General features: G+C 59.8%; 25 protein-coding genes and 4 tRNA genes. 10 read left to right on the top strand and 19 right to left on the bottom strand.

Annotation, left to right across the window (positions count from 1 at the left end):
* Positions 1–29: 29 nt before the first annotated feature.
* Positions 30–443, bottom strand: a complete 414-nt coding sequence (locus tag C4J83_RS04165; protein WP_124418836.1) for a pilin — start codon at positions 441–443, stop codon at positions 30–32.
* A 203-nt stretch (positions 444–646) separates the two neighbouring features.
* Here C4J83_RS04165 and C4J83_RS04160 point away from each other — a divergent pair, with 203 nt between their 5' ends.
* The 4 genes from C4J83_RS04160 to yacG are packed head-to-tail and all read left to right on the top strand — an operon-like array spanning position 647 to position 3,535.
* Complete coding sequence (locus tag C4J83_RS04160) at positions 647–1,855, top strand: type II secretion system F family protein (RefSeq protein ID WP_124416408.1); 1,209 nt, start codon at positions 647–649, stop codon at positions 1,853–1,855.
* Positions 1,852–2,718 carry a prepilin peptidase gene (locus C4J83_RS04155; protein ID WP_124416407.1) on the top strand — a complete coding sequence of 289 codons (867 nt, stop codon included), beginning with the start codon at positions 1,852–1,854 and terminating at the stop codon, positions 2,716–2,718. The genes C4J83_RS04160 and C4J83_RS04155 overlap by 4 nt, the downstream gene beginning before the upstream one ends.
* Positions 2,715–3,338, top strand: coding sequence for a dephospho-CoA kinase (gene coaE / locus C4J83_RS04150; protein WP_106578605.1), 624 nt, complete (start codon positions 2,715–2,717; stop codon positions 3,336–3,338). The genes C4J83_RS04155 and coaE overlap by 4 nt, the downstream gene beginning before the upstream one ends.
* The gene (gene yacG, locus C4J83_RS04145) at positions 3,335–3,535 is read left to right on the top strand and encodes a DNA gyrase inhibitor YacG (protein WP_106578604.1); all 201 of its coding nucleotides are present in this window, start codon (positions 3,335–3,337) and stop codon (positions 3,533–3,535) included. The genes coaE and yacG overlap by 4 nt, the downstream gene beginning before the upstream one ends.
* Here the strand turns inward: yacG and C4J83_RS04140 are convergent.
* The 3 genes from C4J83_RS04140 to C4J83_RS04130 all read right to left on the bottom strand — a co-directional run bounded on the left by C4J83_RS04140 (position 3,532) and on the right by C4J83_RS04130 (position 4,967).
* Positions 3,532–3,747, bottom strand: coding sequence for a hypothetical protein (locus C4J83_RS04140; protein ID WP_003171680.1), 216 nt, complete (start codon positions 3,745–3,747; stop codon positions 3,532–3,534). The two genes, yacG and C4J83_RS04140, sit on opposite strands and share 4 nt — an antisense overlap.
* Positions 3,748–3,813: 66 nt before the next feature.
* Positions 3,814–4,503: an energy-coupling factor ABC transporter permease gene (locus C4J83_RS04135; protein ID WP_124416406.1), complete on the bottom strand. Its 690-nt coding sequence runs from the start codon at positions 4,501–4,503 to the stop codon at positions 3,814–3,816.
* Positions 4,500–4,967 (bottom strand): FAD/FMN-containing dehydrogenase, encoded by a 468-nt coding sequence (locus tag C4J83_RS04130; RefSeq protein ID WP_124416405.1) that lies wholly within the window; start codon positions 4,965–4,967, stop codon positions 4,500–4,502. Before C4J83_RS04130 ends, C4J83_RS04135 begins: the two co-directional genes overlap by 4 nt.
* Before the next feature lie 100 nt (positions 4,968–5,067).
* Here C4J83_RS04130 and C4J83_RS04125 point away from each other — a divergent pair, with 100 nt between their 5' ends.
* The 3 genes from C4J83_RS04125 to C4J83_RS04115 all read left to right on the top strand — a co-directional run bounded on the left by C4J83_RS04125 (position 5,068) and on the right by C4J83_RS04115 (position 7,319).
* A complete protein-coding gene (locus tag C4J83_RS04125; RefSeq protein ID WP_106578601.1) occupies positions 5,068–5,697 on the top strand; it encodes a DUF1780 domain-containing protein in 630 nt (209 codons plus the stop codon).
* A gap of 89 nt (positions 5,698–5,786) precedes the next feature.
* The gene (locus tag C4J83_RS04120) at positions 5,787–5,960 is read left to right on the top strand and encodes a DUF3094 family protein (protein ID WP_064450648.1); all 174 of its coding nucleotides are present in this window, start codon (positions 5,787–5,789) and stop codon (positions 5,958–5,960) included.
* A gap of 60 nt (positions 5,961–6,020) precedes the next feature.
* Complete coding sequence (locus C4J83_RS04115) at positions 6,021–7,319, top strand: NAD(P)/FAD-dependent oxidoreductase (protein ID WP_106578600.1); 1,299 nt, start codon at positions 6,021–6,023, stop codon at positions 7,317–7,319.
* A 58-nt stretch (positions 7,320–7,377) separates the two neighbouring features.
* Here C4J83_RS04115 and C4J83_RS04110 read toward each other — a convergent pair whose 3' ends face one another.
* The 9 genes from C4J83_RS04110 to rluD all read right to left on the bottom strand — a co-directional run bounded on the left by C4J83_RS04110 (position 7,378) and on the right by rluD (position 14,334).
* Positions 7,378–8,265: a LysR family transcriptional regulator gene (locus C4J83_RS04110; protein WP_164487908.1), complete on the bottom strand. Its 888-nt coding sequence runs from the start codon at positions 8,263–8,265 to the stop codon at positions 7,378–7,380.
* 31 nt (positions 8,266–8,296) lie between these two features.
* On the bottom strand, positions 8,297–9,031 hold the full coding sequence (locus tag C4J83_RS04105) for a cysteine hydrolase family protein (protein WP_119736652.1): 735 nt from the start codon (positions 9,029–9,031) through the stop codon (positions 8,297–8,299).
* A 166-nt stretch (positions 9,032–9,197) separates the two neighbouring features.
* A tRNA-Pro gene (locus C4J83_RS04100) sits at positions 9,198–9,274 on the bottom strand.
* Positions 9,275–9,368: 94 nt separating this feature from the next.
* Positions 9,369–9,444: transfer RNA gene (locus tag C4J83_RS04095), tRNA-Lys, on the bottom strand.
* Positions 9,445–9,449: 5 nt separating this feature from the next.
* A tRNA-Pro gene (locus C4J83_RS04090) sits at positions 9,450–9,526 on the bottom strand.
* Positions 9,527–9,536: 10 nt separating this feature from the next.
* Positions 9,537–9,612, bottom strand: a tRNA-Asn gene (locus tag C4J83_RS04085).
* Between the two features lie 302 nt (positions 9,613–9,914).
* Positions 9,915–12,479: an ATP-dependent chaperone ClpB gene (gene clpB, locus C4J83_RS04080; RefSeq protein ID WP_119736524.1), complete on the bottom strand. Its 2,565-nt coding sequence runs from the start codon at positions 12,477–12,479 to the stop codon at positions 9,915–9,917.
* Positions 12,480–12,649: 170 nt separating this feature from the next.
* Positions 12,650–13,375: a peptidoglycan editing factor PgeF gene (gene pgeF / locus C4J83_RS04075; protein WP_124416404.1), complete on the bottom strand. Its 726-nt coding sequence runs from the start codon at positions 13,373–13,375 to the stop codon at positions 12,650–12,652.
* Complete coding sequence (rluD, locus tag C4J83_RS04070; RefSeq protein ID WP_005784662.1) at positions 13,372–14,334, bottom strand: 23S rRNA pseudouridine(1911/1915/1917) synthase RluD; 963 nt, start codon at positions 14,332–14,334, stop codon at positions 13,372–13,374. The genes pgeF and rluD overlap by 4 nt, the downstream gene beginning before the upstream one ends.
* Positions 14,335–14,483: 149 nt before the next feature.
* Between rluD and C4J83_RS04065 the strand changes: the two genes are divergently transcribed.
* Positions 14,484–15,509: an outer membrane protein assembly factor BamD gene (locus C4J83_RS04065; RefSeq protein ID WP_106578596.1), complete on the top strand. Its 1,026-nt coding sequence runs from the start codon at positions 14,484–14,486 to the stop codon at positions 15,507–15,509.
* Positions 15,510–15,634: 125 nt separating this feature from the next.
* Positions 15,635–15,868, top strand: coding sequence for a PP0621 family protein (locus C4J83_RS04060; RefSeq protein WP_119736520.1), 234 nt, complete (start codon positions 15,635–15,637; stop codon positions 15,866–15,868).
* Here C4J83_RS04060 and thiO read toward each other — a convergent pair.
* The 5 genes from thiO to pilV all read right to left on the bottom strand — a co-directional run bounded on the left by thiO (position 15,855) and on the right by pilV (position 19,167).
* On the bottom strand, positions 15,855–16,964 hold the full coding sequence (gene thiO, locus C4J83_RS04055) for a glycine oxidase ThiO (RefSeq protein WP_124416403.1): 1,110 nt from the start codon (positions 16,962–16,964) through the stop codon (positions 15,855–15,857). The two genes, C4J83_RS04060 and thiO, sit on opposite strands and share 14 nt — an antisense overlap.
* A gap of 62 nt (positions 16,965–17,026) precedes the next feature.
* Positions 17,027–17,428: a type IV pilin protein gene (locus tag C4J83_RS04050; RefSeq protein ID WP_106578594.1), complete on the bottom strand. Its 402-nt coding sequence runs from the start codon at positions 17,426–17,428 to the stop codon at positions 17,027–17,029.
* 11 nt (positions 17,429–17,439) lie between these two features.
* Entirely contained in the window at positions 17,440–17,931 is a 492-nt protein-coding gene (locus C4J83_RS04045) for a pilus assembly PilX family protein (protein ID WP_124416402.1), read from the bottom strand.
* Between the two features lie 46 nt (positions 17,932–17,977).
* Positions 17,978–18,685: a PilW family protein gene (locus tag C4J83_RS04040; protein WP_119736514.1), complete on the bottom strand. Its 708-nt coding sequence runs from the start codon at positions 18,683–18,685 to the stop codon at positions 17,978–17,980.
* Entirely contained in the window at positions 18,682–19,167 is a 486-nt protein-coding gene (pilV, locus tag C4J83_RS04035) for a type IV pilus modification protein PilV (RefSeq protein WP_124418834.1), read from the bottom strand. The genes C4J83_RS04040 and pilV overlap by 4 nt, the downstream gene beginning before the upstream one ends.
* A gap of 206 nt (positions 19,168–19,373) precedes the next feature.
* Here pilV and C4J83_RS04030 point away from each other — a divergent pair, with 206 nt between their 5' ends.
* Entirely contained in the window at positions 19,374–19,955 is a 582-nt protein-coding gene (locus C4J83_RS04030) for a GspH/FimT family pseudopilin (protein ID WP_124418833.1), read from the top strand.
* Here C4J83_RS04030 and ispH read toward each other — a convergent pair.
* On the bottom strand, positions 19,909–20,856 hold the full coding sequence (ispH, locus tag C4J83_RS04025; protein WP_083360219.1) for a 4-hydroxy-3-methylbut-2-enyl diphosphate reductase: 948 nt from the start codon (positions 20,854–20,856) through the stop codon (positions 19,909–19,911). The genes C4J83_RS04030 and ispH overlap by 47 nt on opposite strands.
* Between the last annotated feature and the right edge of the window lie 95 nt (positions 20,857–20,951).

Here is a 20,951-nt window from a genome sequence, read left to right as displayed (position 1 = left end):
CAACTAACTCGCCTACCGCCCGACGGCCGTCAGGCCCCGTCGGCGCCGCAGCCTTTGGCAACGTATTGCGCTTCAGCCGTGGTCGCGCACGTCCAGCCCGTGGTGGCGCTGCGCGTCAACGTGATGGTCTTGCCCAGCACGGGCGCAGGCGCATCAAGAATTTCACAGCGAATGGAGCCTGCGCCGGTGGCCACATCGCCTGCCACGTCGATCTTGCAATTGGCAGTGGGACTGGTGCCGCCGATCAAGGTCAGGGTCGGTACGGTGCCCTGGTTGAGGGTGTCCTCGAAACCTGCCTTCAGCGCGGAGACTTCAGCCAACCCCGCGGTGAACTTGGCCTTGGCCTGGTACTTGGTATACATGGGCAAACCGATAGTGGCCAAAATGCCGATGATTGCCACGACGATCAACAGCTCGATCAAGGTAAAGCCTTTCTGACGCATCACATTCACTCTCCAGAATAAAAAACGCTCACAAGGCGCGTCCTGCGCCCCGCATTGTGCAACGGCGCCAGTGTACTCATCCACGCACGACCAATCGCCTGCAATACGCACAATCTGACATTTTATCCTTCGCCGCCAGCCTGTCCGAATCCCTCACCTGACTAAGCTATAAATCTTCAACGACCTGTGTGCGGAAACGTGACATGAATGACGCTGCAACGATCTACGCCTGGGAAGGCATCAACCGCAAAGGACGCAGAGTCTGCGGGCAAACCACAGGCCAGAACCTGGCGCTGATCAAGGCACAACTGCGCGAGCAAGGGATTTGCCCCGGCCGCATCCGCAAGAAAACCCCACGCCTGCCAAGCTTCGCCCCGCCGATAAAACCCGCCGATATTGCCCTGTTCACCCGCCAGCTGGCGACATTACTGAAGGCTGGCATACCGCTGTTGCAGGCGTTCGACATCATTGGCGAAGGCTTCGACAACCGCCTGATGCGCCAGCTCATCAAGGGCTTGAAACAGGAAATCGCTGCCGGCAACAACCTGGCGGCCGCGCTGAAAAAACAACCGCGCTATTTCGATGACCTGTATTGCCACCTGATTGCCGCCGGCGAGCACGCCGGCGCCCTGGAAACGCTGCTGGAGCGCGTTGCCATCCATCTGGAAAAAAGCCAGCAGCTCAAGGCGCGCATCAAGAAGGCCATGACCTACCCCATTGCCGTCATTGTGATTGCAGGCCTGGTCAGCACGGTCTTGCTGATCCACGTGGTGCCGCAGTTCCAGAACCTGTTTGCCGGTGTCGATGGCACACTGCCGGGCTTCACCCTGAGTGTCATAGCCTTGTCCGAGTTCCTGCAGCATGCCTGGTGGATGGTGGCACTGGGCCTGGCCGCGACACTTATCGGGCTGCGCCACGCCTACCGCGAATCTGCCGGTCTTCGTCACTGGCTGGACCTTGGTTTGTTGAACGCGCCACTGGCAGGCACACTGGTGAAAAAAACCGCGGTTGCCCGCTACGCCCGCACACTCTCAACGACCTTCGCCGCGGGCGTGCCGTTGGTGCAGGCGCTGGATTGCGTGGCGGGAGCGGTGGGAAATGGGTTGTTCAAACAGGCGATCGAGCATATGCGTCACGATGTATCCACTGGCATGCAGTTGCACCAATCCATGGCCAACAGCCGCCTGTTTCCCAGTATGGCAATCCAGATGACGGCCATCGGGGAAGAATCGGGAACCCTGGACCGCATGCTGGAAAAAGTCGCCAATCACTACGAGGCCGATGTGCAAAACCTGGTCGATAACCTCACCAGCCTGATGGAGCCCCTGATCATGGTGGTATTGGGCGGCATCGTTGGCGCACTGGTGATAGCCATGTACCTGCCAGTGTTCCAGCTGGGGTCGGCATTTTGAACCCGTTGCTGAATGAACAACCGTGGCTCTTTGTCGGGCTGTCAGTGGTGCTGGGCCTGATTGTCGGCAGTTTCCTCAATGTGCTGGTGTGGCGCCTGCCGAAAATGCTCGAGCGCGAATGGCGCGCCCAGGCCCAGGAGGTGCTCGGCTTGCCTGCTGACCCTGGGGGCCCGGCTTACAACCTGGTGCGCCCTCATTCCTGCTGCCCCCGGTGCAATCATCCGATTCGCGCGTGGGAAAATATTCCGCTGCTCAGTTACCTGCTGCTCAAGGGTCGTTGTGCCCATTGTCGTGAACCTATCAGTGCCCGCTACCCGATCACCGAACTTGCCGGCGCGCTGGTCTCGGCGGCGGTAGCTTGGCATTTCGGCTTCGGCTGGCAAGCCGGTGCAGTGATGCTGCTGAGCTGGGGGTTGCTGGCGATGAGCCTGATCGATGTGGATCATCAACTGCTGCCCGACGCTCTGGTGTTGCCGCTGTTATGGCTGGGGCTGATTCTCAACAGCGTGGGCTTGCTGGCAACGCTGCCGGATGCGCTTTGGGGGGCGGTCATCGGATACATGAGCCTGTGGACGGTGTTCTGGCTGTTCAAGATGATCACCGGCAAGGACGGCATGGGCTATGGCGACTTCAAGTTATTGGCCTTGCTCGGCGCCTGGGGTGGCTGGCAGATTCTGCCGATGACACTGCTGATGTCTTCGTTGCTCGGGGTGCTTGCAGGGCTGATCCTGCTGCGCTTGCGCAAGCCCCAGGGGTCGGCACCGATGCCGTTTGGTCCGTGTCTGGCGATTGCCGGCTGGATTGCATTGCTCTGGGGTGGTCAAATAACCGGCTTCTATTTGCAGTCCGTCGGTTTCAAATGACCACTTCTGTCGCAACACCCTGGATTCTTGGCCTCACCGGCGGCATCGGCAGCGGCAAAAGCGCGGCCGCTCAGCACTTCATGGACTTGGGCATCGACCTGGTCGACGCCGACCATGCCGCGCGCTGGGTGGTTGAGCCCGGCCGCCCGGCATTGAAGCAAATCGCCGAGCACTTCGGTGCAGGCGTGCTGTTACCCGACGGCCAGCTGGACCGCGCCGCGTTGCGCAAACTGATCTTTGAGGTGCCGCAAGAACGCCGCTGGCTGGAAGCCTTGCTGCACCCGCTGATTGGCGAGGAGATTCGCAGCCACCTGGCGCGCGCGCGGTCGCCTTACGCGATCCTGGTGTCACCGCTGCTGATCGAGTCCGGCCAGTACAGCATGACCCAGCGCATCCTGGTGATTGACGTGCCGCAATCACTGCAAATTCAGCGTACCCTGCAGCGCGACGGCATCAGCGAACAGCAGGTGCAGGCGATTCTGAAGGCCCAGTCCAGCCGTGAAGACCGCCTGAACCATGCCGATGACGTGCTGGTCAATGACCAGGACCTCGCCTGGCTGCACAGCGAGGTCGAGCGACTGCACCACTTTTACCTTACTTTGTGTGGAGGCCGATCATGAGCCAACCTATGACCGTCGACTGCCCAACCTGCGGTGCACCCGTGGAATGGAAAACAGACAACCTCAATCGGCCGTTTTGCTCGGACCGTTGCAAACTCATCGACCTGGGCGCCTGGGCATCAGAGGAGCACAAGATTCCGGTCAGCCCGGATGCCGAAGACGACCTGTTCTCCGAAGACTTTCAGCCTAAGCACTAAGGCCGCATAAAGGCGTATTCCTGCTGGTCGTCGAGGTTCTCTGCAAGGTATTGCAGCTCGTCGGCCAGGTCTTCGAAACTGCGCACACCTTTACTCTGCTGCACCACGGCGCTGAGCATGGCGCGCAAGGTCAAGCCTGGGTCGAAACCGATTTCCTGTGCGGCGTCCTGACTTCTGCGCAACTCCTGCCGTGCCCATTCATACACACTCATGCCCTGCGCTCCTTCAAGAATTTCGCAGAGCATGGGCCTGTGTGGCCGCCCGGGATTTGATCTGGGTCAACGCCGCGAATCGTCGTCCTTCCATGGCGCAGAGAGATAGCGCGTACGGTTGAAGGTCTCAAGCCACTCCGGGGAAAACACCACCAGGGCGCTGATGACCATGCCGTTGATAAAGGCTTCGGGGAAGATAATCAGCCACAGGTAGCCGATAAAGTCTTCCAGCCACTCCGGCATCGCAAAACGCCCGTCAAACCACAGCAACCCCAGCGCAGCCAGCAAACAGAGCAGCGCCGACAGTGCGGCGGCGAAAAAGCCCGAGCAGAAGATATACACAAAGGGATTGCGGGGTTGGGCGCGCTCTACCAGCACTGCACAGCCTTCCGTAACCAGCACCGGCAACACGATCAGCAGCAGGCCATTGACCCCGACGGCGGCCAAGTCCTGACGCCCCAGCAACACCAGCCCGAACTGCGCCGCCAACCCGCCGACGATTGCCAGAGGCCAGTCGAGCAGCAGGGTCACGGCGGTCATGCCGATAAAGTGGTAGGAAACGCCCGTATCGAAATCCCGCCGCACCAGCCACAACATGAACAGCGCGAACACCGTACCAAACAGCAGATGCTGACGCCGCCGGTCGGCGAACAGCTCGACCCATGGCGAGCGCAGGATTGCCCACATCACCACGGGCGCATACAACAGCCAGCCGATGCTGAGGGTTTCCGGCGCCAGCACGGCGGCACTGATCACGGCTTCACCTGCTCCAGTGCCTGGCGCAGCTCGTCGGCGGAGCTGTATTCGTGCTGCGCAATCAACTTGCCGCTATCGAGTTGCAGCCACAGCACTTTATCCACAGCCCCTGGGTAACGCGGGGCAATACGCGCATCACGGTCCAGCATGACCCGGTAGTTGTAGGCCTGCATCGCCGGCACGGCGAACAGCTTGGCGATGAGCCGGGGCATGCGCTGGATATCGGCGATGAACACCGCGTGGCGCGCCTCGAGGTAGCCCTTGGGCTGGCCTTGCAGCGCGGCATCTACCTGCTTGGCGGCGTCCATGCTGCGGGCTACCAGCAAAATCTGCGCCTGGTCATCCAGGGTGTAGGCCTGGTCGAACTGGTCGAGCAGGGTCCATGGCGCCACGCGCTCACCCACCTCAACGGCTTGGGCCCACAACGGTAAAAGACTCAGCAACAGCACCACGAAAAACTTCACCGCAGACTCCTTGATTCGAATGAGGGTCGAGTAGCCAGTCTACACCGGCCGTTTAAAGCAAGACTTCCTGCGGTCATCATTTGGACGCTAAGCTGCAAATATGGATGACTCAGATTACTTGCGCCTGCTCACCGTAGCGGCCGAACAAGCCAATGCGTTCCTGTCCAATGCCCGCAAATGGGAGCGTGAGCGTTGGGTCTGCCAGCGCCTGCTGCAAGGCTTGAATGTGCCCTACCGGGCCGAGGAGTTTCATGCCGCCGGTCAAGAACCGCCGGATGTGTTGTTTCGCGACGCCTGTTTCGAGGTGTTTTTTGTATTGGATGAAGGCCGGCGCCTGAACGACGAATGGCGCGATGAGTTGCTGCGCCGACGCAGCGCGTTTTCCCTGAGCCAGTTGGTCCGGCGCGAAGCCAAGCCGCGGCGCATCCCCGCCCATGAATTCCTGTTGCGCCTGGCGCCGACGCTGCGCAAAAAAGCGCACAACTATAAAGAACGCGGCATTGACCTGGGCGAGCTGGACCTCATCGCCTTCACCAGTCTCAAGCGCGAAGTGCTGGACCTCAACAGCCATTTTCCGCCCCCTACCGAATACTTGCGCCAGGGCTGGCGCTCGCTGTCGCTGGTCGGGCCGACCTTTGCCCGGGTGCTGTTCGCTCATCCTGATGCCCCGGATTTCTTGCGCAACAACTTGGGCCGCAGCATAGTATTCGACGTGGGCATCAGCCTGTGACGCGGGCACAGGCTACGCTTGTGGCGACACCGCCAATCTGCTGACTGTAACGTGGCGCCCTTTTGCAACGTCTACCTGACGAGGCCTTTATGACCAGCCGCCTGAACCCCGATGACCAACAGCATGTCGAAGAGTACCTGCAACTCTCCCAGAACCGAGTCGAGCGCAAGCCTTTCCGGCCGTGGCTGCTCCTTGGTGTGGTGCTGGTGGCGGTGATCGGGCTCGGTCTGCTGAGCCGCCTTTTGAGTTACCTGACGCTATGAGCTGCCTGGCGCTCGCGGGGGTAACTGCTCCGATTTCTTTTAGCCTTGCGAGATATCCCCATGACCCATCGTATTATTATCGTCGGCGGCGGCGCCGGCGGCCTGGAGTTGGCTACCCGCCTGGGTAAGACTCTGGGCAAGCGCGGTACCGCCAGCGTTACGCTGGTGGACGCCAACCTGACCCACATCTGGAAGCCACTGCTGCACGAAGTAGCTGCCGGCTCGCTGAACTCTTCTGAAGACGAACTCAATTATGTTGCCCAGGCCAAATGGAACCACTTCGAGTTCCAGCTGGGGCGCATGAGCGGACTTGACCGCGAACAGAAAAAGATTCAGCTGGCCGCCACCCTTGACGAAGAAGGCCGCGAACTGGTGCCGGCGCGCGTGCTGGGCTATGACAGCCTGGTGATCGCAGTCGGCAGTACCACCAATGATTTCGGCACCGAGGGCGCAGCGCAACACTGCCTGTTCCTCGACACACGCAAACAGGCCGAGCGTTTCCACCAGCAGTTGCTCAACCACTACCTGCGCGCCCATGCCGGGCAGACCGATACCATTGAACAGATCAGCGTTGCCATCGTCGGCGCCGGCGCCACCGGCGTTGAGCTGGCCGCCGAGCTGCATAACGCCGCCCACGAGCTGGCAGCGTACGGCCTGGACAAGATCAAACCGGAAAACATGCACATCACCCTGATCGAAGCCGGCCCGCGGGTATTGCCCGCGTTGCCGGAACGAATTGGCGGGCCGGTGCATAAAACCCTGGAGAAACTCGGGGTCACCGTGCTGACCAATTCGGCGGTCAGTGAAGTGACGGCCGACGCCCTGATCACCAGCAGCGGCCAGGTCATTCCGGCCAGCTTGAAGGTGTGGGCCGCCGGGATTCGCGCGCCGGGCTTCCTCAAGGACATCGACGGTCTGGAAACCAACCGCATCAACCAATTGCAGGTGTTGCCGACGCTGCAGACCACCCGCGACGAAAATATCTTCGCCTTTGGCGACTGCGCCGCCTGCCCGCAACCAGGCACCGACCGCAATGTACCGCCCCGCGCACAAGCAGCTCACCAGCAGGCTTCGTTGCTGGCCAAGTCACTGAAACTGCGGATTGAAGGCAAGGACCTGCCGTCCTACAAGTACACCGACTACGGCTCGCTGATCTCGCTGTCACGTTTCTCGGCGGTGGGTAACTTGATGGGCAACCTGACCGGCAGCGTGATGCTGGAAGGCTGGCTGGCGCGGATGTTCTATGTATCGCTGTACCGCATGCACCAGATGGCGTTGTACGGTTTCTTCCGCACGGCCATGCTGATGCTCGGCAGCAAGATCGGGCGCGGAACCGAGCCAAGGCTCAAGCTGCACTGATTGACTGAACGGCAGGAAAAAATCCCCCTGTCTCACGATAGGGGGATTTTTTATTGGGCTAAATCTGCTGGTAGAACTCAGCCATGTAGTCGACAAACGCCCGCACCTTCGGCGCCAAGTGCCGGGACTGTGGATAAAGGGCGTAATAGTGCCGCTCGCCCAATGAATAATTGGGCAGGATTCGCACAAGCTGACCGTGCGCCAAGTCGCTGTGCACAGTGGCCTGGGTGAAACACGCAATACCCGCCCCCGCCAACGTGGCCGCGTGCAACGCACTGATGGTGTTGGTGCTGAACCGCCCCGATGGGGTGACCGTAACCACCGCGCCACGCGCCGCGCTCAGTTGCCAATCCGACGAAGCCCCAATGAAAGTCAGCAAGTGATGGTTGTCGAGCTCCTGCGCCGAACGCGGCAACCCATGGCGGCCGATGTAGCTCGGCGACGCGACCAGAACCTGGCTGGACAGGGTCAACGTGCGGGCAATCAATGACGTGTCCGCCAGGGCGCTGGCAATGCGTATCGCGACATCAAACCCGTCGGCCACCAGGTCGACGAACTGATCATCACAGCACAGCTGCAGCTCAATATCCGGATATCGTCGTTGAAAACCCGGTAGCCAATGCGGTAGATCCAGTGTGCCCACCACCAGCGGCACACTGACCCTCAGCAGGCCTTCGGGGCGTTGGTGCCCGTGGGCGATGGCCTGGGATGCAGCGTCAAGACGATCAAGGATATCCACGCACGCGGCGTAGTACTGCTCCCCGGCCCCCGTCAGACTGAAGCGTCGCGTGTTGCGGTTGATCAGTTGGGCGCCCAGCTCAATCTCCAATTGCTGCAATTGCCGGGAAATCGTCGAATGCGTGGTCTCCAGGCGTTCTGCGGCTGCAGAAAAACCCTTGGCTTCGACGATGCACCGAAAGGCGCGCATGGCAGATAACTGGTTCATGAAGCAGGCGATCCCAAGGTGGTCAGGGGAATCAGTTAACCGGCAAAGCGATAATTTGCGAGGTGGTCAGCACCGAACCGAAGGTGTCTTCGATTTCAGCCAGTGCCGAGTTGTGCAACTCATCCTTGGTTACCGAACGGCCATCGGCGCGGGTAATAGCCCGTGTGGCACTGGCATCGGATGCTACCACAACGTCATAGCCCAACGGCGCGGCGTCACGGGCGGCGCCGGCGACACAGGCGTGAGTCATCAGGCCACTGATAATCAGGGTTTTGACGCCGGCTTTCTTCAATTGCGCATCCAGGTCGGTGCTGGCAAACACGCTGACCGTGGTCTTCTGCACGAGCTTGTCTTGTGCACGAGGCTTCATCAGCGGGTGAAAATCGACGGTCTTGCCATTCTTGGCGAAGACCGGCGCGTCGTCCGGGGCAATGTGCTGCACGTGAATGACCGGGATGCTTTCCTTGTCGGCAAACTTGATCAGACGCTGGGTGTTTTCCAGGGCTTTCATGCCGTCAGGGATCGGCATGCGGCCGGTGAAGTATTCATTCTGGAAGTCGATGATCAGCAAAGCGGTGGTTTTCGGGTCAAGACGGTCGGTCGGCTTTGCCCCCAACATCGCGCGAATGGTCGGCTGCGGGTGCGTGGTTGTTTCAGCGGCGACAGCGTAAGGGCCGAGGCCCACCATCATACCGAGGCCAACGAGCGTGGACTTGAGTACGGCAGATAGCGAACGGACAGGGAGAGCGGTTGGAGTGAGGATCATCATGCAGATTCCTTGAGGCGAGTGAATTGACGAGGCCCAGTCTAGGAGGCCGCGGTCAGTGCACCAACGCACCCATCAGCACAATATCTGTTTGGAATTCGCACAAGTGAGGCCAAACAACAGGCAAAAAAAATCCCCGTATCTTTCGATACGAGGATTTTTAATATGGTCGGGGTAAGGGGATTCGAACTCCTGACATCCTGCTCCCAAAGCAGGCGCGCTACCGGACTGCGCTATACCCCGGTAAAAAAAAGGCGACCTTTCAGTCGCCTTCTGCGACCAGGGCTTTTGACCTCTGATCTTAAGATCTGATCCCAGCGTTAACTGGTCTCAAAAATGGTGGGTCGTGTGGGATTCGAACCTACGACCAATTGGTTAAAAGCCAACTGCTCTACCAACTGAGCTAACGACCCAAAAATGGTCGGGGTAAGGGGATTCGAACTCCTGACATCCTGCTCCCAAAGCAGGCGCGCTACCGGACTGCGCTATACCCCGGTTTTGAAATTGGCTCCGTGACCAGGACTCGAACCTGGGACCCAATGATTAACAGTCATTTGCTCTACCGACTGAGCTATCACGGAACTGCATATTTCAAATGTGTAACTTTACTGCGTTGAAACGTTCTCTTCGGCTTGTCCGTATCGCTACGTTCATGTCTCTGAGGCGCGCTATTCTACAATCTTAAAAACCCCTGTCAACCCTTTAAATTGCTTTTAAGACAATGATTTGCGCTTCTTTCTGATTTCTTCTTGGGGAGAAGAAACCCGTGGGCTGACGTTGCTGCGGGGCGCACTTTACAAGCCTTTGCCTTACAGTTCAACGCCCTATCGAAAAAAAAGGCCCCGCAATGCGGGGCCTCCTCTTATAGCCATACAGGCTGGGCTCAGTGGAAGACGATTTCGTCGTTTTCCACAGTCGCCGTGACACTGGTGCCCGGCATGAAGCTGCCCGACAGGATCAACTGCGCCAATGGGTTCTCGATCCAGCGCTGGATCGCACGTTTCAGTGGCCGTGCGCCATACACCGGGTCATAACCCACCGCGATCAGCTTGTCCAACGCCTCGCTGCTCAGCTCCAGGTCGAGCTCGCGCTCGGCCAGGCGGCCACGCAGGCGCCCCAACTGGATCTCGGTGATGCCCGCAATCTGATCCCGCGCCAGAGGCTCGAAGATCACCACTTCATCGACCCGGTTGATAAATTCCGGACGGAAATGGGAGGTCAGCGCATCCATCACCGCGGCGCGCTGGCCTTCGCGATCACCCACCAACTCCTGAATCTGCGCCGAGCCCAGGTTGGAGGTCATCACGATCACCGTATTACGGAAGTCCACGGTACGCCCGTGGCTGTCCGTCAGACGGCCGTCTTCCAGCACCTGCAGCAAGATGTTGAACACATCCGGGTGGGCCTTCTCGACCTCGTCCAGTAGGATCACCGAGTAAGGCTTGCGACGCACGGCTTCGGTCAGGTAACCGCCCTCTTCGTAGCCCACATAGCCAGGTGGGGCGCCGATCAAGCGAGCCACCGAGTGCTTCTCCATGAATTCGGACATATCGATCCGCACCATGGCCTCTTCGGTATCAAAGAGGAACTCGGCCAAGGCCTTGCACAGCTCGGTCTTACCCACGCCGGTCGGGCCGAGGAACATGAACGAGCCACTCGGACGGTTCGGGTCGGACAAGCCGGCCCGGGAACGCCGTACCGCGTTGGACACAGCCACCACGGCCTCTTCCTGGCCGATGACGCGCTGGTGCAACAGGCTTTCCATCTTCAGCAGCTTGTCGCGCTCGCCTTCAAGCATTTTCGACACCGGGATACCGGTCCACTTCGAAACGACTTCGGCGATTTCTTCCTCGGTCACCTTGCTGCGCAACAATTGGTTCTCGGGCTTACCGTGCTGATCGACCATTTGCAGGCTGCGCTCCAGGTCCGGGATCACCCCGTACTGCAACTCGGCCATGCGATTCAGGTCACCTTTACGGCGCGCGGCTTCCAGTTCCTGCCGGGACTGCTCGATCTTTTGCTGAATCTGCGCAGAACCCTGCACCTCGGCTTTTTCCGAGGTCCAGATTTCCTCGAGGTCTGAATATTCACGCTCCAGACGCACGATTTCTTCCTGGAGTTTTTCCAGGCGTTTCTTCGCGGCCTCGTCTTCTTCTTTCTTCAAGGCCTGGGATTCAACCTTCAGTTGAATCAGGCGCCGATCCAGACGGTCGAGCACTTCAGGCTTGGAGTCGATCTCCATGCGAATACGGCTGGCCGCTTCGTCGATCAGGTCGATGGCCTTGTCCGGCAACTGGCGGTCAGTGATGTAGCGGTGGCTCAATTTGGCCGCCGCAATAATCGCCCCGTCAGTGATCGCCACCTTGTGGTGGACCTCATAGCGTTCTTTCAGGCCACGCAGGATCGCGATGGTGTCCTCTTCGCTGGGTTCTTCCACCAGCACTTTCTGGAAACGACGTTCAAGGGCCGCGTCTTTCTCGATGTACTGGCGGTACTCGTTCAGCGTGGTGGCGCCCACGCAATGCAACTCGCCGCGCGCCAAGGCTGGCTTGAGCATGTTGCCGGCATCCATCGAGCCCTCGCCCTTACCGGCGCCGACCATGGTGTGCAACTCGTCGATGAACAGAATGATCTGCCCTTCCTGCTTCGACAGTTCATTAAGCAGGGATTTCAGGCGCTCTTCGAACTCGCCACGGAACTTGGCGCCGGCGATCAGCGAGCCCATGTCCAGGGACAGCAGACGTTTGCCTTTAAGACCGTCCGGCACTTCACCATTAATGATGCGCTGGGCCAGGCCTTCGGCAATCGCGGTTTTACCCACGCCAGGCTCACCAATCAGCACCGGGTTGTTCTTGGTGCGGCGCTGCAGCACCTGGATGGTGCGACGAATTTCGTCATCACGGCCGATCACCGGGTCAAGCTTGCCTTCTTCGGCGCGCTTGGTCAGGTCGACAGTGTATTTGTCCAGGGCCTGGCGCGACTCCTCATGATTGGGGTCATTCACCGCCTCGCCGCCACGCAGGTTGTTGATGGCGTTTTCCAAGGCCTTTTTGCTCACGCCCTGGCCCAGCAACAATTTGCCAAGCTTGCTGTTGTCGTCCATCGCCGCGAGCAGTACCAGTTCGCTGGAGATGAACTGATCACCTTTTTGCTGAGCCAGGCGATCTGCCTGGTTAAGCAGGCGCGCCAGATCCTGCGACATGTTCACGTCGCCGGTAGGGTTTTGGATTTTTGGCAGTTGGTCGAGCTCTTTGCTCAACTCTTTGCGCAGGCTGTTGACGTCAAAGCCCACCTGCATCAGCAAGGGCTTGATAGAACCACCTTGCTGTTCCAGAAGCGCCTGCATCAAGTGCGCAGGCTCAATCGCCGGATGGTCGAGGCCGACCGCCAGGGATTGGGAGTCTGATAGAGCTAACTGCAATTTGCTGGTTAAACGATCAATACGCATTAGTCACCTTCCTTTTGAGCAGGCCGGAGCTATGTGCGAGCGAGCTTGCTCGCGAGTAACGCATCCTGAATGAAGAAACCTGCCAGATACCCCTATAGATGGGGTGGATTCTGCAAGATTCAAGCGGGTTATCGTTGATGTGGATCAGCATTTACCCAAGTCAAGAGAGTCTAGCGCTCAAGCCAGATAAGGGAGGCAAATCGACCCGTGCGGGGGCTGCGACGGTAAGAAAAGAAGCGCGGGTCAGTCACGGTGCAATAACCGCCACCATAAACAGCGGTGACTCCACGCGCGGCGAGCCGCAAACGCGCCAACTGGTAAATGTCAGCCATGTACTTGCCGGGGTTGAGGCTTGGCACGAAGGCTTCAGCGGTGATCGGCAGTTGCTGCATGAAGGTTTCGCGCACTTCCGGGCCGACTTCAAAGGCTTGTGGGCCAATGGCAGGGCCCAGCCAGACCAACACATCGGCTGGCTCGCAGCCCAGGCTTTCGAAAGCGGCTTCAAGCACACCCGCTGCCAGCCCACGCCAACCGGCATGGGCGGCCGCCACGCGAGTACCGGCGCGGTTGCAGAACAACGCGGGCAAACAATCGGCAGTCATGGATGTGCAGGCGATACCAGGCGTGCTGGTCCAACTGCCATCGGCTTCGGCGATGCGCGAGGGGTCAGCCTCGACCACGGTCACGCCGTGGACTTGGCGCAGCCACGCAGGCTGAATATCAAAGGCGTCGGTCAGACGACGGCGATTCTCAAGGACGGCTTCAAGGCTGTCCTCGACATGATCGCCCAGGTTGAGGCTGTCGAACGGCGCCAGACTGACGCCGCCCGCACGGGTGGTGACGCAGGCTTTAACCTGAGCCGGCGCTGGCCAGTCAGGAATCAGCCAGTCATTCATCCGATAAACGCCTCGCGATCCTGCTTGAGCAGCGACAACAACCAGACCAGATCGTCTGGAAGAGGCGATTCCCAGCTCATCCGCTTACCGCTCGTCGGATGATCAAGCTCCAGGAAACGTGCATGCAGCGCCTGACGCGGGAAGGATTTCAGCGATTCAACCATGGTCTGACTCGCCGCCGGCGGAATACGGAAGCGACCGCCGTAGGCCGGATCTCCGACCAACGGGAAGTTAATGTGCGCCATGTGTACGCGAATCTGGTGCGTACGACCGGTTTCCAGCTTGACCCGCACGTGAGTGTGGGACCGGAAACGCTCCAGCACACGGTAGTGGCTGACGGCCTGCTTGCCGCCTTCCATCACCGCCATACGCTGGCGCTGCTGGCCGTGGCGACCGATAGGGGCGTTGATCTTGCCACCCGCCACCACCACGCCAATCACGATGCACTCGTAGATGCGGCTGACGCTACGGCTCTGCAACTGTGTGACCAGCTGCGTCTGGGCCTGGATAGTCTTGGCCACCACCATAAGGCCGGTGGTGTCCTTGTCCAGGCGGTGCACGATGCCGCAGCGCGGGACATTGATGATGTCCGGCACGTGGTGCAGCAAGGCATTGAGCAAGGTGCCATCAGCGTGCCCGGCGGCCGGGTGAACCACCAGGCCTGCGGGTTTATTGATGACCAGGATGTCGTCGTCTTCATAGACGATGTCCAGCTCGATGTCTTGGGCGACCCATTCTCCCTGGGCTTCCTGCTCGGCAGTCAGCTCAAGAATCGCACCGCCATGGACTATGTCTCGCGGGCGGATAACCGCTCCATCCACAGTCAGGCGGCCGTCTTTGATCCAGGCGGAAAGGCGCGAGCGCGAGTGCTCAGCGAATAATTGTGCGGCGACTTGATCGAGGCGTTGGCCGCCCAATTCGGACGGCACCTCTGCGCGAAGTTCAATTTTATCGGACATGCTCAGACTAGGCGTGGCACAGCCTTTGGTTTCGGCTGCGCGCTTGTGGTTAAATACGGCGTCTTTTGCCCCGAGGCTTTCAACGGGGCGCTCATCATAACAGGACGGCCCCGCCCAAGACAGCGGCCGTCATAGGGACGCAAGCCGCCATGCAAGTGAAACACCTGCTGCTGATCGCCATCCTCGCCATGACTGCTGCTTGCTCGTCAACAAAGGAAGTCGTCGACGAAAACCTGAGCGAAGTCGAGCTGTATCAATTAGCTCAAAAAGACTTGGACAATAATAGCTACACCAGCGCCACAGCCAAGCTGAAGGCCCTGGAGTCGCGCTATCCGTTCGGGCGCTACGCCGACCAGGCACAGCTCGAGCTGATCTACGCCAACTACAAAAACGCCGAGCCGGAAGCTGCCAAGTCCGCCGCCGAGCGTTTTATCCGCCTGCACCCGCAGCACCCGAACGTGGACTACGCCTACTACATGAAGGGCCTGACCTCGTTCGACCAGGACGTGGGCCTGCTGGCGCGCTTCCTGCCGCTGGACATGACCAAGCGTGACCCCGGCGCTGCCCGCGACTCGTACAACGAGTTTGCCCAGCTGACCAGCCGCTACCCAAACAGCCGCTACGCGCCGGATGCCAAGCAGCGCATGATCTACCTGCGCAACCTGCTGGCGTCCTACGAGATTCACGTGGCTGACTACTACCTGACCCGTCAGGCATACGTGGCTGCCGCCAACCGCGGTCGCTATGTAGTAGAAAACTTCCAGGAAACCCCTTCCGTGGGTGATGGCCTGGCGGTGATGACCGAGGCTTACCAGGCATTGCACCTGGATGCATTGGCAGCCACCAGCCTGGAAACCCTGAAGCTCAACTACCCAGACTCGCCAAGCTTGAAAGACGGCCAGTTTGTGCCGCGGGTTGCCGAAACGGACAACCGCTCGTGGTTGAGCAAGTACACCCTGGGCCTGATCAGCTCCCGTCCACCCTTGCCGCCGGGCGAAACCCGCGCCAACCAGGACGTGATCAAGCAGTTCCAGGACGCCAAGGAAGCGATTCCTTCGGAGCTCAAGCCGCATGACGAGAATGGCGATGTGATCGAAGAGCAAGAGCCGCAGGCCCTTGGCAACAACGAAGATCGTTCGTGGTTCAGCTACATGACGTTCGGCGTATTCGACTGATTACACTCAGCGTCATCAAGAAGGAGCCTTTCGAGGCTCCTTTTTTATTACCCGGCGTTATTGCGCTGTGCGCCTGCCACGACCTTGGCTAAACTGGCGCATTCCTTGTCGAGAAACTGCCCATCATGCTTCGTCTACTGTTCTGGATTGCCGTCATTGCTGCCGCGGTATGGTTCTGGCGCAAATTCAAAAGCCCGGCCGCCAGGCAGCAACGCGCCAGCGAGCCGGACGCAGCCCTGATGGTGCGCTGCGCCCACTGCGGCGTGCACTTGCCGCAGGATCGCGCGCTTAGTTCACGCCAGGAGTGGTATTGCAGTCAGCCACACCTGGAACAAGGGCCGAAGTCTATCCAGCGTTGATTCGACCTGCGGGCGCATAAGGGGCCGGGTCAATGATCGGCGTACGCCCCAGCAACAAGTCGGCAAACAACTGGCAGGATGCCGGGGCAAGCACCAAGCCATTGCGGTAATGCCCGCAATTGAGCCACAACCCTTTGAAGCCAGGGACTTCACCGATATAAGGGATACCTTCCGGTGAGCCGGGCCGCAAACCGGCCCAATGCCCCACGACCTCGGCGCGCGCCAAGGCTGGAATCAACTCCACCGCCGAAGCCTTGAGGCTTTCCAGCGCCGAGTCGGTCGGGGTCTTGTCGAATCCTTCGTGTTCAAGCGTGCTCCCGATCAGAATGTGCCCATCACGCCGTGGGATCGCATAACGCCCTTTGGCTAGAACCATGCTCGAGAGGAAATCCGAGGCGCATTTGTACAAAATCATTTGGCCTTTGACCGGTTCTACCGGCAGCGCCAAGCCCAATTTGCCGAGCAACTCGCCGCTCCAGGCACCCGCAGCCAACACTATCTGGTCGCCAAGGATCGGTCCCGCCGCGGTATTCACGCCTACTACGTCTTCGCCTTCAAGTACAAAACCCTGTACTTCGCACTGCTCATGAAGGGTCACACCGGGTAGCGCCAACAGCGCCGCCTTGAGGGATTTGACCAGGCGCGGGTTGCGCACATTGGCCACGTCCGCCATATAGATTGCCTGGGAATACCCGCCGCCCAGTACCGGCACCGCATCGTGCGCAGCCGACACATCCACTTTGCTCAGCGGCCGCCCCTCGCGGGCAGCCCAGGCCAACGCCTGGGCCTCGTCTTCCAGGTCCAGCCAGTACAGGCCCGTGGTGTGAACCTCTGGATCAACACCCGTGGCCGCGAACAGACGTTCGGCCAATTGCGGATAATAATCCTGGGACCAATGCGCCAGTGCAGTAACCGCAGGGCTATAGCGCCACGGGTACAACGGCGACACGATCCCGCCGCCCGCCCAGGAGGACTCCTGGCCAAGCCCGGAGCGCTCCAGCAGTATGACGGACTGCCCTTGGGTGGCCAGGTTGTACGCCGTCAACAACCCGATTACTCCGCCACCGACAATCACCACTTGCTGTTGCTTAGCCATCATTTGATCCAGCCGATAAAAAGGGAAAAGCGCACCCGGCGCCCACTCATCCAGCACTCTCATCATTGCCCCCAGCATGCCTTGCGCGACATTCCAGGTGCCGCGCCCGGGTTGCTGCGCACGCCGGAGCTGGTCAGGCTGAATTCAGCACAAGGGTCACCTGCCATGACTGAGCCAACGGCAGGCGTGGCCACCAGGGTGAAGTCCTGAGGGTTCAATGCAGCGCCGATTCTATAGCGATCATTGCCCGCACTGACGCCGTTTGCATCAATAAAAGTACCGTTGCGCGTGTAAAAGCGTTCCAGGTAATGGACTTGCTCGGATAACAACGCAACGATTTCTGCGCGATAAGCTTTTTTTACATGGCCGGTATACGCCGGATAAGCGATCCCGGCCAGAGATGCGATGATCGCTACAGCGATCAACAACTCGATCAGGGTAAAACCTTGGCAATCCTTGCCCATTGATACGCTCCTTATTGAAGTTGCCGCCATAAAATCCGACGAAATCTCGACCCTGCTTCTTCGTTGACCTGCGCATATACCGTCTCCAGAACGGTGCGCGATTGGCCACTGACGCCCACCGCCGTCACCCGGTATAACCTGGCAGATGTGTACGGAGGTAAACCCGCCAGCCCTGTGCCCTGCCCCAACGCTTGAATGCCATACAGGCCACCCTTCAAGGCAACCCAAGTGACCGCTGAAACAGAACGCTCCCCGGCGCCAACCACAGAAAAAGACGCCTGTGGCGGTGCGCAGGCGCTGATCGACTGACATAACGGCAACGCCGAACCCGCACGCCGGACCATGGATTCCCCCAACCTCAGGCCGCTTTCGGCACTTTGAAAGGATTGATTGCGATGCCAGACGCCGCCGGCAATCCTTTGCTGGGACACAGCCCCTTGCATCGAGGCCAAGCCAATCAGTGACAACACCAGCAAAAACACCAGACTGATCAAGAGGACCATGCCCGTCTGCCGTGGATGGAAGCCGTGACAACTGCGCATGATCGCTCTACTCCAACCTGTTGCGCAGCGCTGCCACGACGCTGTAGGCCTGATCCTGAACGCGCCCCGACGGGTCTCTCAGCGTCATCCGGATACGCACGCTGCGTATCAGCGATTCGTCGGCCGGGGTGGGGTCATAGCGCACAACGCGAGCCGAGCCGGGCTTGGCTGCCACACCGAAACTGAGGTCGAACGCCTCTACGTTATCCACCAGAACCGCCTTGGCCGGCGCAGCCGGTGTACTGACCTTCAGTTGGCCCGCTTCAAAGGTGTAGGTGAGCTGGCGTATCGCAAACCGGGTCTGGCCTGGCGCGGGCGTCGGCGAGTTGCCCGCATAAGCCTGGGCCGTGGTCATGCAGTCGGAAAGTACCGTCCAGTCTGGCCTGCCACCCTCTCCACTTGCATCCGCGGTGACTAACGTCAGTGACTTCGCGCTGCCCGAGGTGCTCCAGCCGATCGGTCGATCAAAGGCCGCCGGCGCATTATCGATAGCGGCCGTCGCCAGGCAGCCAAACACACCCGCCTGGCGAATATCCTGAGTCATTTTGCCCAGCACAAACCGCGCATCATCCTGCAGCAACATGGCTGCCTGCTGGCTGGCGTGGGTGGTTCGAACACTGATGACGACTTGGCTGACCCCGAGTATCAGCACCAACCCGACGGACAGCGCCAGCAACAACTCCACCAGGCTGAATCCTCGTGCAAAGCGATTCATTGCGCGACCCCAGACTCGCCGGCAATGCGACTGGCAAGGGTAAAGGTTTCCCGAGCGCCGCTGCGGTTCGCGCCCCTGGCGTCGTCCCAACTGATACTGACGGTCACCTCGCTGCCACTGACCACGACGGAGCCTTTTGCACTCGCTCCGGCAAACCCGACGATATTCGCTTCGAAGTCATGCAGGTCCAGGTCACGCACGCTGGCGCTGGCCGTACCGATGGGTGCGCCTTCGGTTCGGCTCCATGAATAGTCGGCGCCCGAGTTGGCTCGAACCCGGTCCAGCATGTCGTAGGCAATGAAACTGGCCTGGCTGATCATCCTTGAGCTGTCGGTGTATTTGAGGGCGTTGAGCTGGATCACCGCCGCGCCCAGCAACCCGACCGCAAGAATCAGCACGGCCACCAGCACCTCGATCAGCGTCATACCGGATTGTTGGCGAGGTAAGACGCAAGCAAATTTTATGTGCGGACAAACAAGCATCACCGTCGTCATCCCTGTCGAAGGCCGGAGAAAAGCAGGAAAAACCTGCTGTGCGGCCCAAGACTAGCGTCGGTTTTCGGCTGGCGCTGCCGCCGGAACAAAGGGAAATACTTTGGACATAAAGGCCACCACTCCACGCCAGGAACGGGCGGCTATACCTATGCCTGTCACCTGAAACAGTGAACCCGTCCATGGAGGGACAACACATGACGCAACGCGGATTCACCCTGGTCGAGCTTCTGCTGAGCCTGTTGCTGAGCGGTATCCTGGCAAATCTCGCAGTACCCGGTTTCAAAGGCTTGCTTGAGTCGCAGCAACGACAAACAGCTGCGCAGGCCTTGGCCAGCGGCATGCGTTATGCGCGCACCGAGGCCATTGCACGCAATCGTGCGGTGATCATTCACGCGCGGGATGAAAACTGGAGCCAGGGATGGCGAGTAATACTGGACAAAAGCGGACGTGGCCACCTGGACGAGAACAATCCGGTGCTGCTGGAACGACAGGACAGCGGGCACGTAGCGATTGTTGGCAATGGGCCCGTGAAGAGCGAGGTCCGCTTCAGCGGATTGGGCGAGCCGATTTTTTCAGCAGGAGGGTTCCGTGCAGGCACGGTGCACGTGTGCGACGCGGATCAGGCGCAAAGCCTGTTTCAGGTGGTCCTTGCCCCCAGCGGGCGCATCAGCCTGCGCAGTGACACCACTGAGCAGGCGTTATGCCGGAAAGACTCCGGCACCTTGGCACTCACAGCAGCGAGCGAACCCGCAGCTCCTTGGGCATGGAGAACGTGATGTTCTCTTCACGACCAGCCAATTCATCGGCACCGGTGGCACCCCATGCCTGCAATTGCTGGATCACACCGCGCACCAGTACTTCTGGAGCCGACGCGCCCGCGGTAATTCCGATACGCTCGACACCGTCGAACCAGCTGCGCTGCATGTCTTCAGCGCCGTCGATCAGGTAGGCCGGCGTGGCCATGCGCTCGGCCAGTTCGCGCAAGCGGTTGGAGTTGGAACTGTTGGGGCTGCCGACCACCAGCACGACGTCGCACTCATCGGCCAGTTGCTTGACCGCATCTTGACGGTTTTGTGTGGCATAGCAGATGTCGTCTTTGCGCGGGCCACCGATGGCCGGGAATCGCGTGCGCAAGGCATCGATTACACGGCTGGTATCGTCCATCGACAAGGTGGTCTGCGTGACAAAGGCCAGCCGCTCAGGGTTTTGCACCTGTAAGTTGGCAACGTCCTTTTCGTCTTCGACCAGGTAAATGGCGCCGCCATTGCTGGCGTCGTACTGGCCCATGGTGCCTTCGACTTCCGGATGGCCGGCATGGCCGATCAGGATGCATTCACGTCCGTCACGGCTGTAGCGCGCGACCTCGATATGCACCTTGGTCACCAGGGGGCAGGTGGCGTCGAATACCTTAAGGCCGCGGCCGGCAGCCTCGGTACGCACGGCCTGGGAAACGCCGTGGGCGCTGAAGATGACGATGACATCGTCCGGCACCTGATCGAGTTCTTCGACAAAGATGGCACCGCGCGCGCGCAGGTCTTCAACCACAAATTTGTTATGGACGACTTCATGGCGCACGTAAATCGGCGGCCCGAAGACTTCCAGAGCGCGATTGACGATTTCGATCGCGCGGTCCACACCGGCGCAAAAGCCACGGGGGTTGGCGAGTTTGATTTGCATGCTGTGCCTCGTGTCTTGCAGGGCAAGAAATTGGATCAACTCAACTCTACAGGAGTGAGCCCCTGTGGCAGCCGGGCTTGCCCGCGATGCAGACG

It is taken from the genome of Pseudomonas sp. LBUM920 (assembly GCF_003852315.1).
Classification (GTDB): Bacteria; Pseudomonadota; Gammaproteobacteria; order Pseudomonadales; family Pseudomonadaceae; genus Aquipseudomonas.
Note: the sequence above shows the minus strand (reverse complement) of the source record. Positions and strands in the feature narration are given on the sequence as shown.

Coding starts and splice junctions, on each gene's coding strand:
- C4J83_RS04165 (WP_124418836.1), bottom strand. CDS start 443: ATGCGTCAGAAAGGCTTTACCTTGATCGAGCTGTTGATCGTCGTGGCA.
- C4J83_RS04160 (WP_124416408.1), top strand. CDS start 647: ATGAATGACGCTGCAACGATCTACGCCTGGGAAGGCATCAACCGCAAA.
- coaE (WP_106578605.1), top strand. CDS start 2,715: ATGACCACTTCTGTCGCAACACCCTGGATTCTTGGCCTCACCGGCGGC.
- yacG (WP_106578604.1), top strand. CDS start 3,335: ATGAGCCAACCTATGACCGTCGACTGCCCAACCTGCGGTGCACCCGTG.
- C4J83_RS04140 (WP_003171680.1), bottom strand. CDS start 3,747: ATGAGTGTGTATGAATGGGCACGGCAGGAGTTGCGCAGAAGTCAGGAC.
- C4J83_RS04125 (WP_106578601.1), top strand. CDS start 5,068: ATGGATGACTCAGATTACTTGCGCCTGCTCACCGTAGCGGCCGAACAA.
- C4J83_RS04120 (WP_064450648.1), top strand. CDS start 5,787: ATGACCAGCCGCCTGAACCCCGATGACCAACAGCATGTCGAAGAGTAC.
- C4J83_RS04115 (WP_106578600.1), top strand. CDS start 6,021: ATGACCCATCGTATTATTATCGTCGGCGGCGGCGCCGGCGGCCTGGAG.
- C4J83_RS04110 (WP_164487908.1), bottom strand. CDS start 8,265: ATGAACCAGTTATCTGCCATGCGCGCCTTTCGGTGCATCGTCGAAGCC.
- C4J83_RS04105 (WP_119736652.1), bottom strand. CDS start 9,031: ATGATCCTCACTCCAACCGCTCTCCCTGTCCGTTCGCTATCTGCCGTA.
- clpB (WP_119736524.1), bottom strand. CDS start 12,479: ATGCGTATTGATCGTTTAACCAGCAAATTGCAGTTAGCTCTATCAGAC.
- pgeF (WP_124416404.1), bottom strand. CDS start 13,375: ATGAATGACTGGCTGATTCCTGACTGGCCAGCGCCGGCTCAGGTTAAA.
- rluD (WP_005784662.1), bottom strand. CDS start 14,334: ATGTCCGATAAAATTGAACTTCGCGCAGAGGTGCCGTCCGAATTGGGC.
- C4J83_RS04065 (WP_106578596.1), top strand. CDS start 14,484: ATGCAAGTGAAACACCTGCTGCTGATCGCCATCCTCGCCATGACTGCT.
- C4J83_RS04060 (WP_119736520.1), top strand. CDS start 15,635: ATGCTTCGTCTACTGTTCTGGATTGCCGTCATTGCTGCCGCGGTATGG.
- thiO (WP_124416403.1), bottom strand. CDS start 16,964: ATGGCTAAGCAACAGCAAGTGGTGATTGTCGGTGGCGGAGTAATCGGG.
- C4J83_RS04050 (WP_106578594.1), bottom strand. CDS start 17,428: ATGGGCAAGGATTGCCAAGGTTTTACCCTGATCGAGTTGTTGATCGCT.
- C4J83_RS04045 (WP_124416402.1), bottom strand. CDS start 17,931: ATGGTCCTCTTGATCAGTCTGGTGTTTTTGCTGGTGTTGTCACTGATT.
- C4J83_RS04040 (WP_119736514.1), bottom strand. CDS start 18,685: ATGAATCGCTTTGCACGAGGATTCAGCCTGGTGGAGTTGTTGCTGGCG.
- pilV (WP_124418834.1), bottom strand. CDS start 19,167: ATGCTTGTTTGTCCGCACATAAAATTTGCTTGCGTCTTACCTCGCCAA.
- C4J83_RS04030 (WP_124418833.1), top strand. CDS start 19,374: ATGACGCAACGCGGATTCACCCTGGTCGAGCTTCTGCTGAGCCTGTTG.
- ispH (WP_083360219.1), bottom strand. CDS start 20,856: ATGCAAATCAAACTCGCCAACCCCCGTGGCTTTTGCGCCGGTGTGGAC.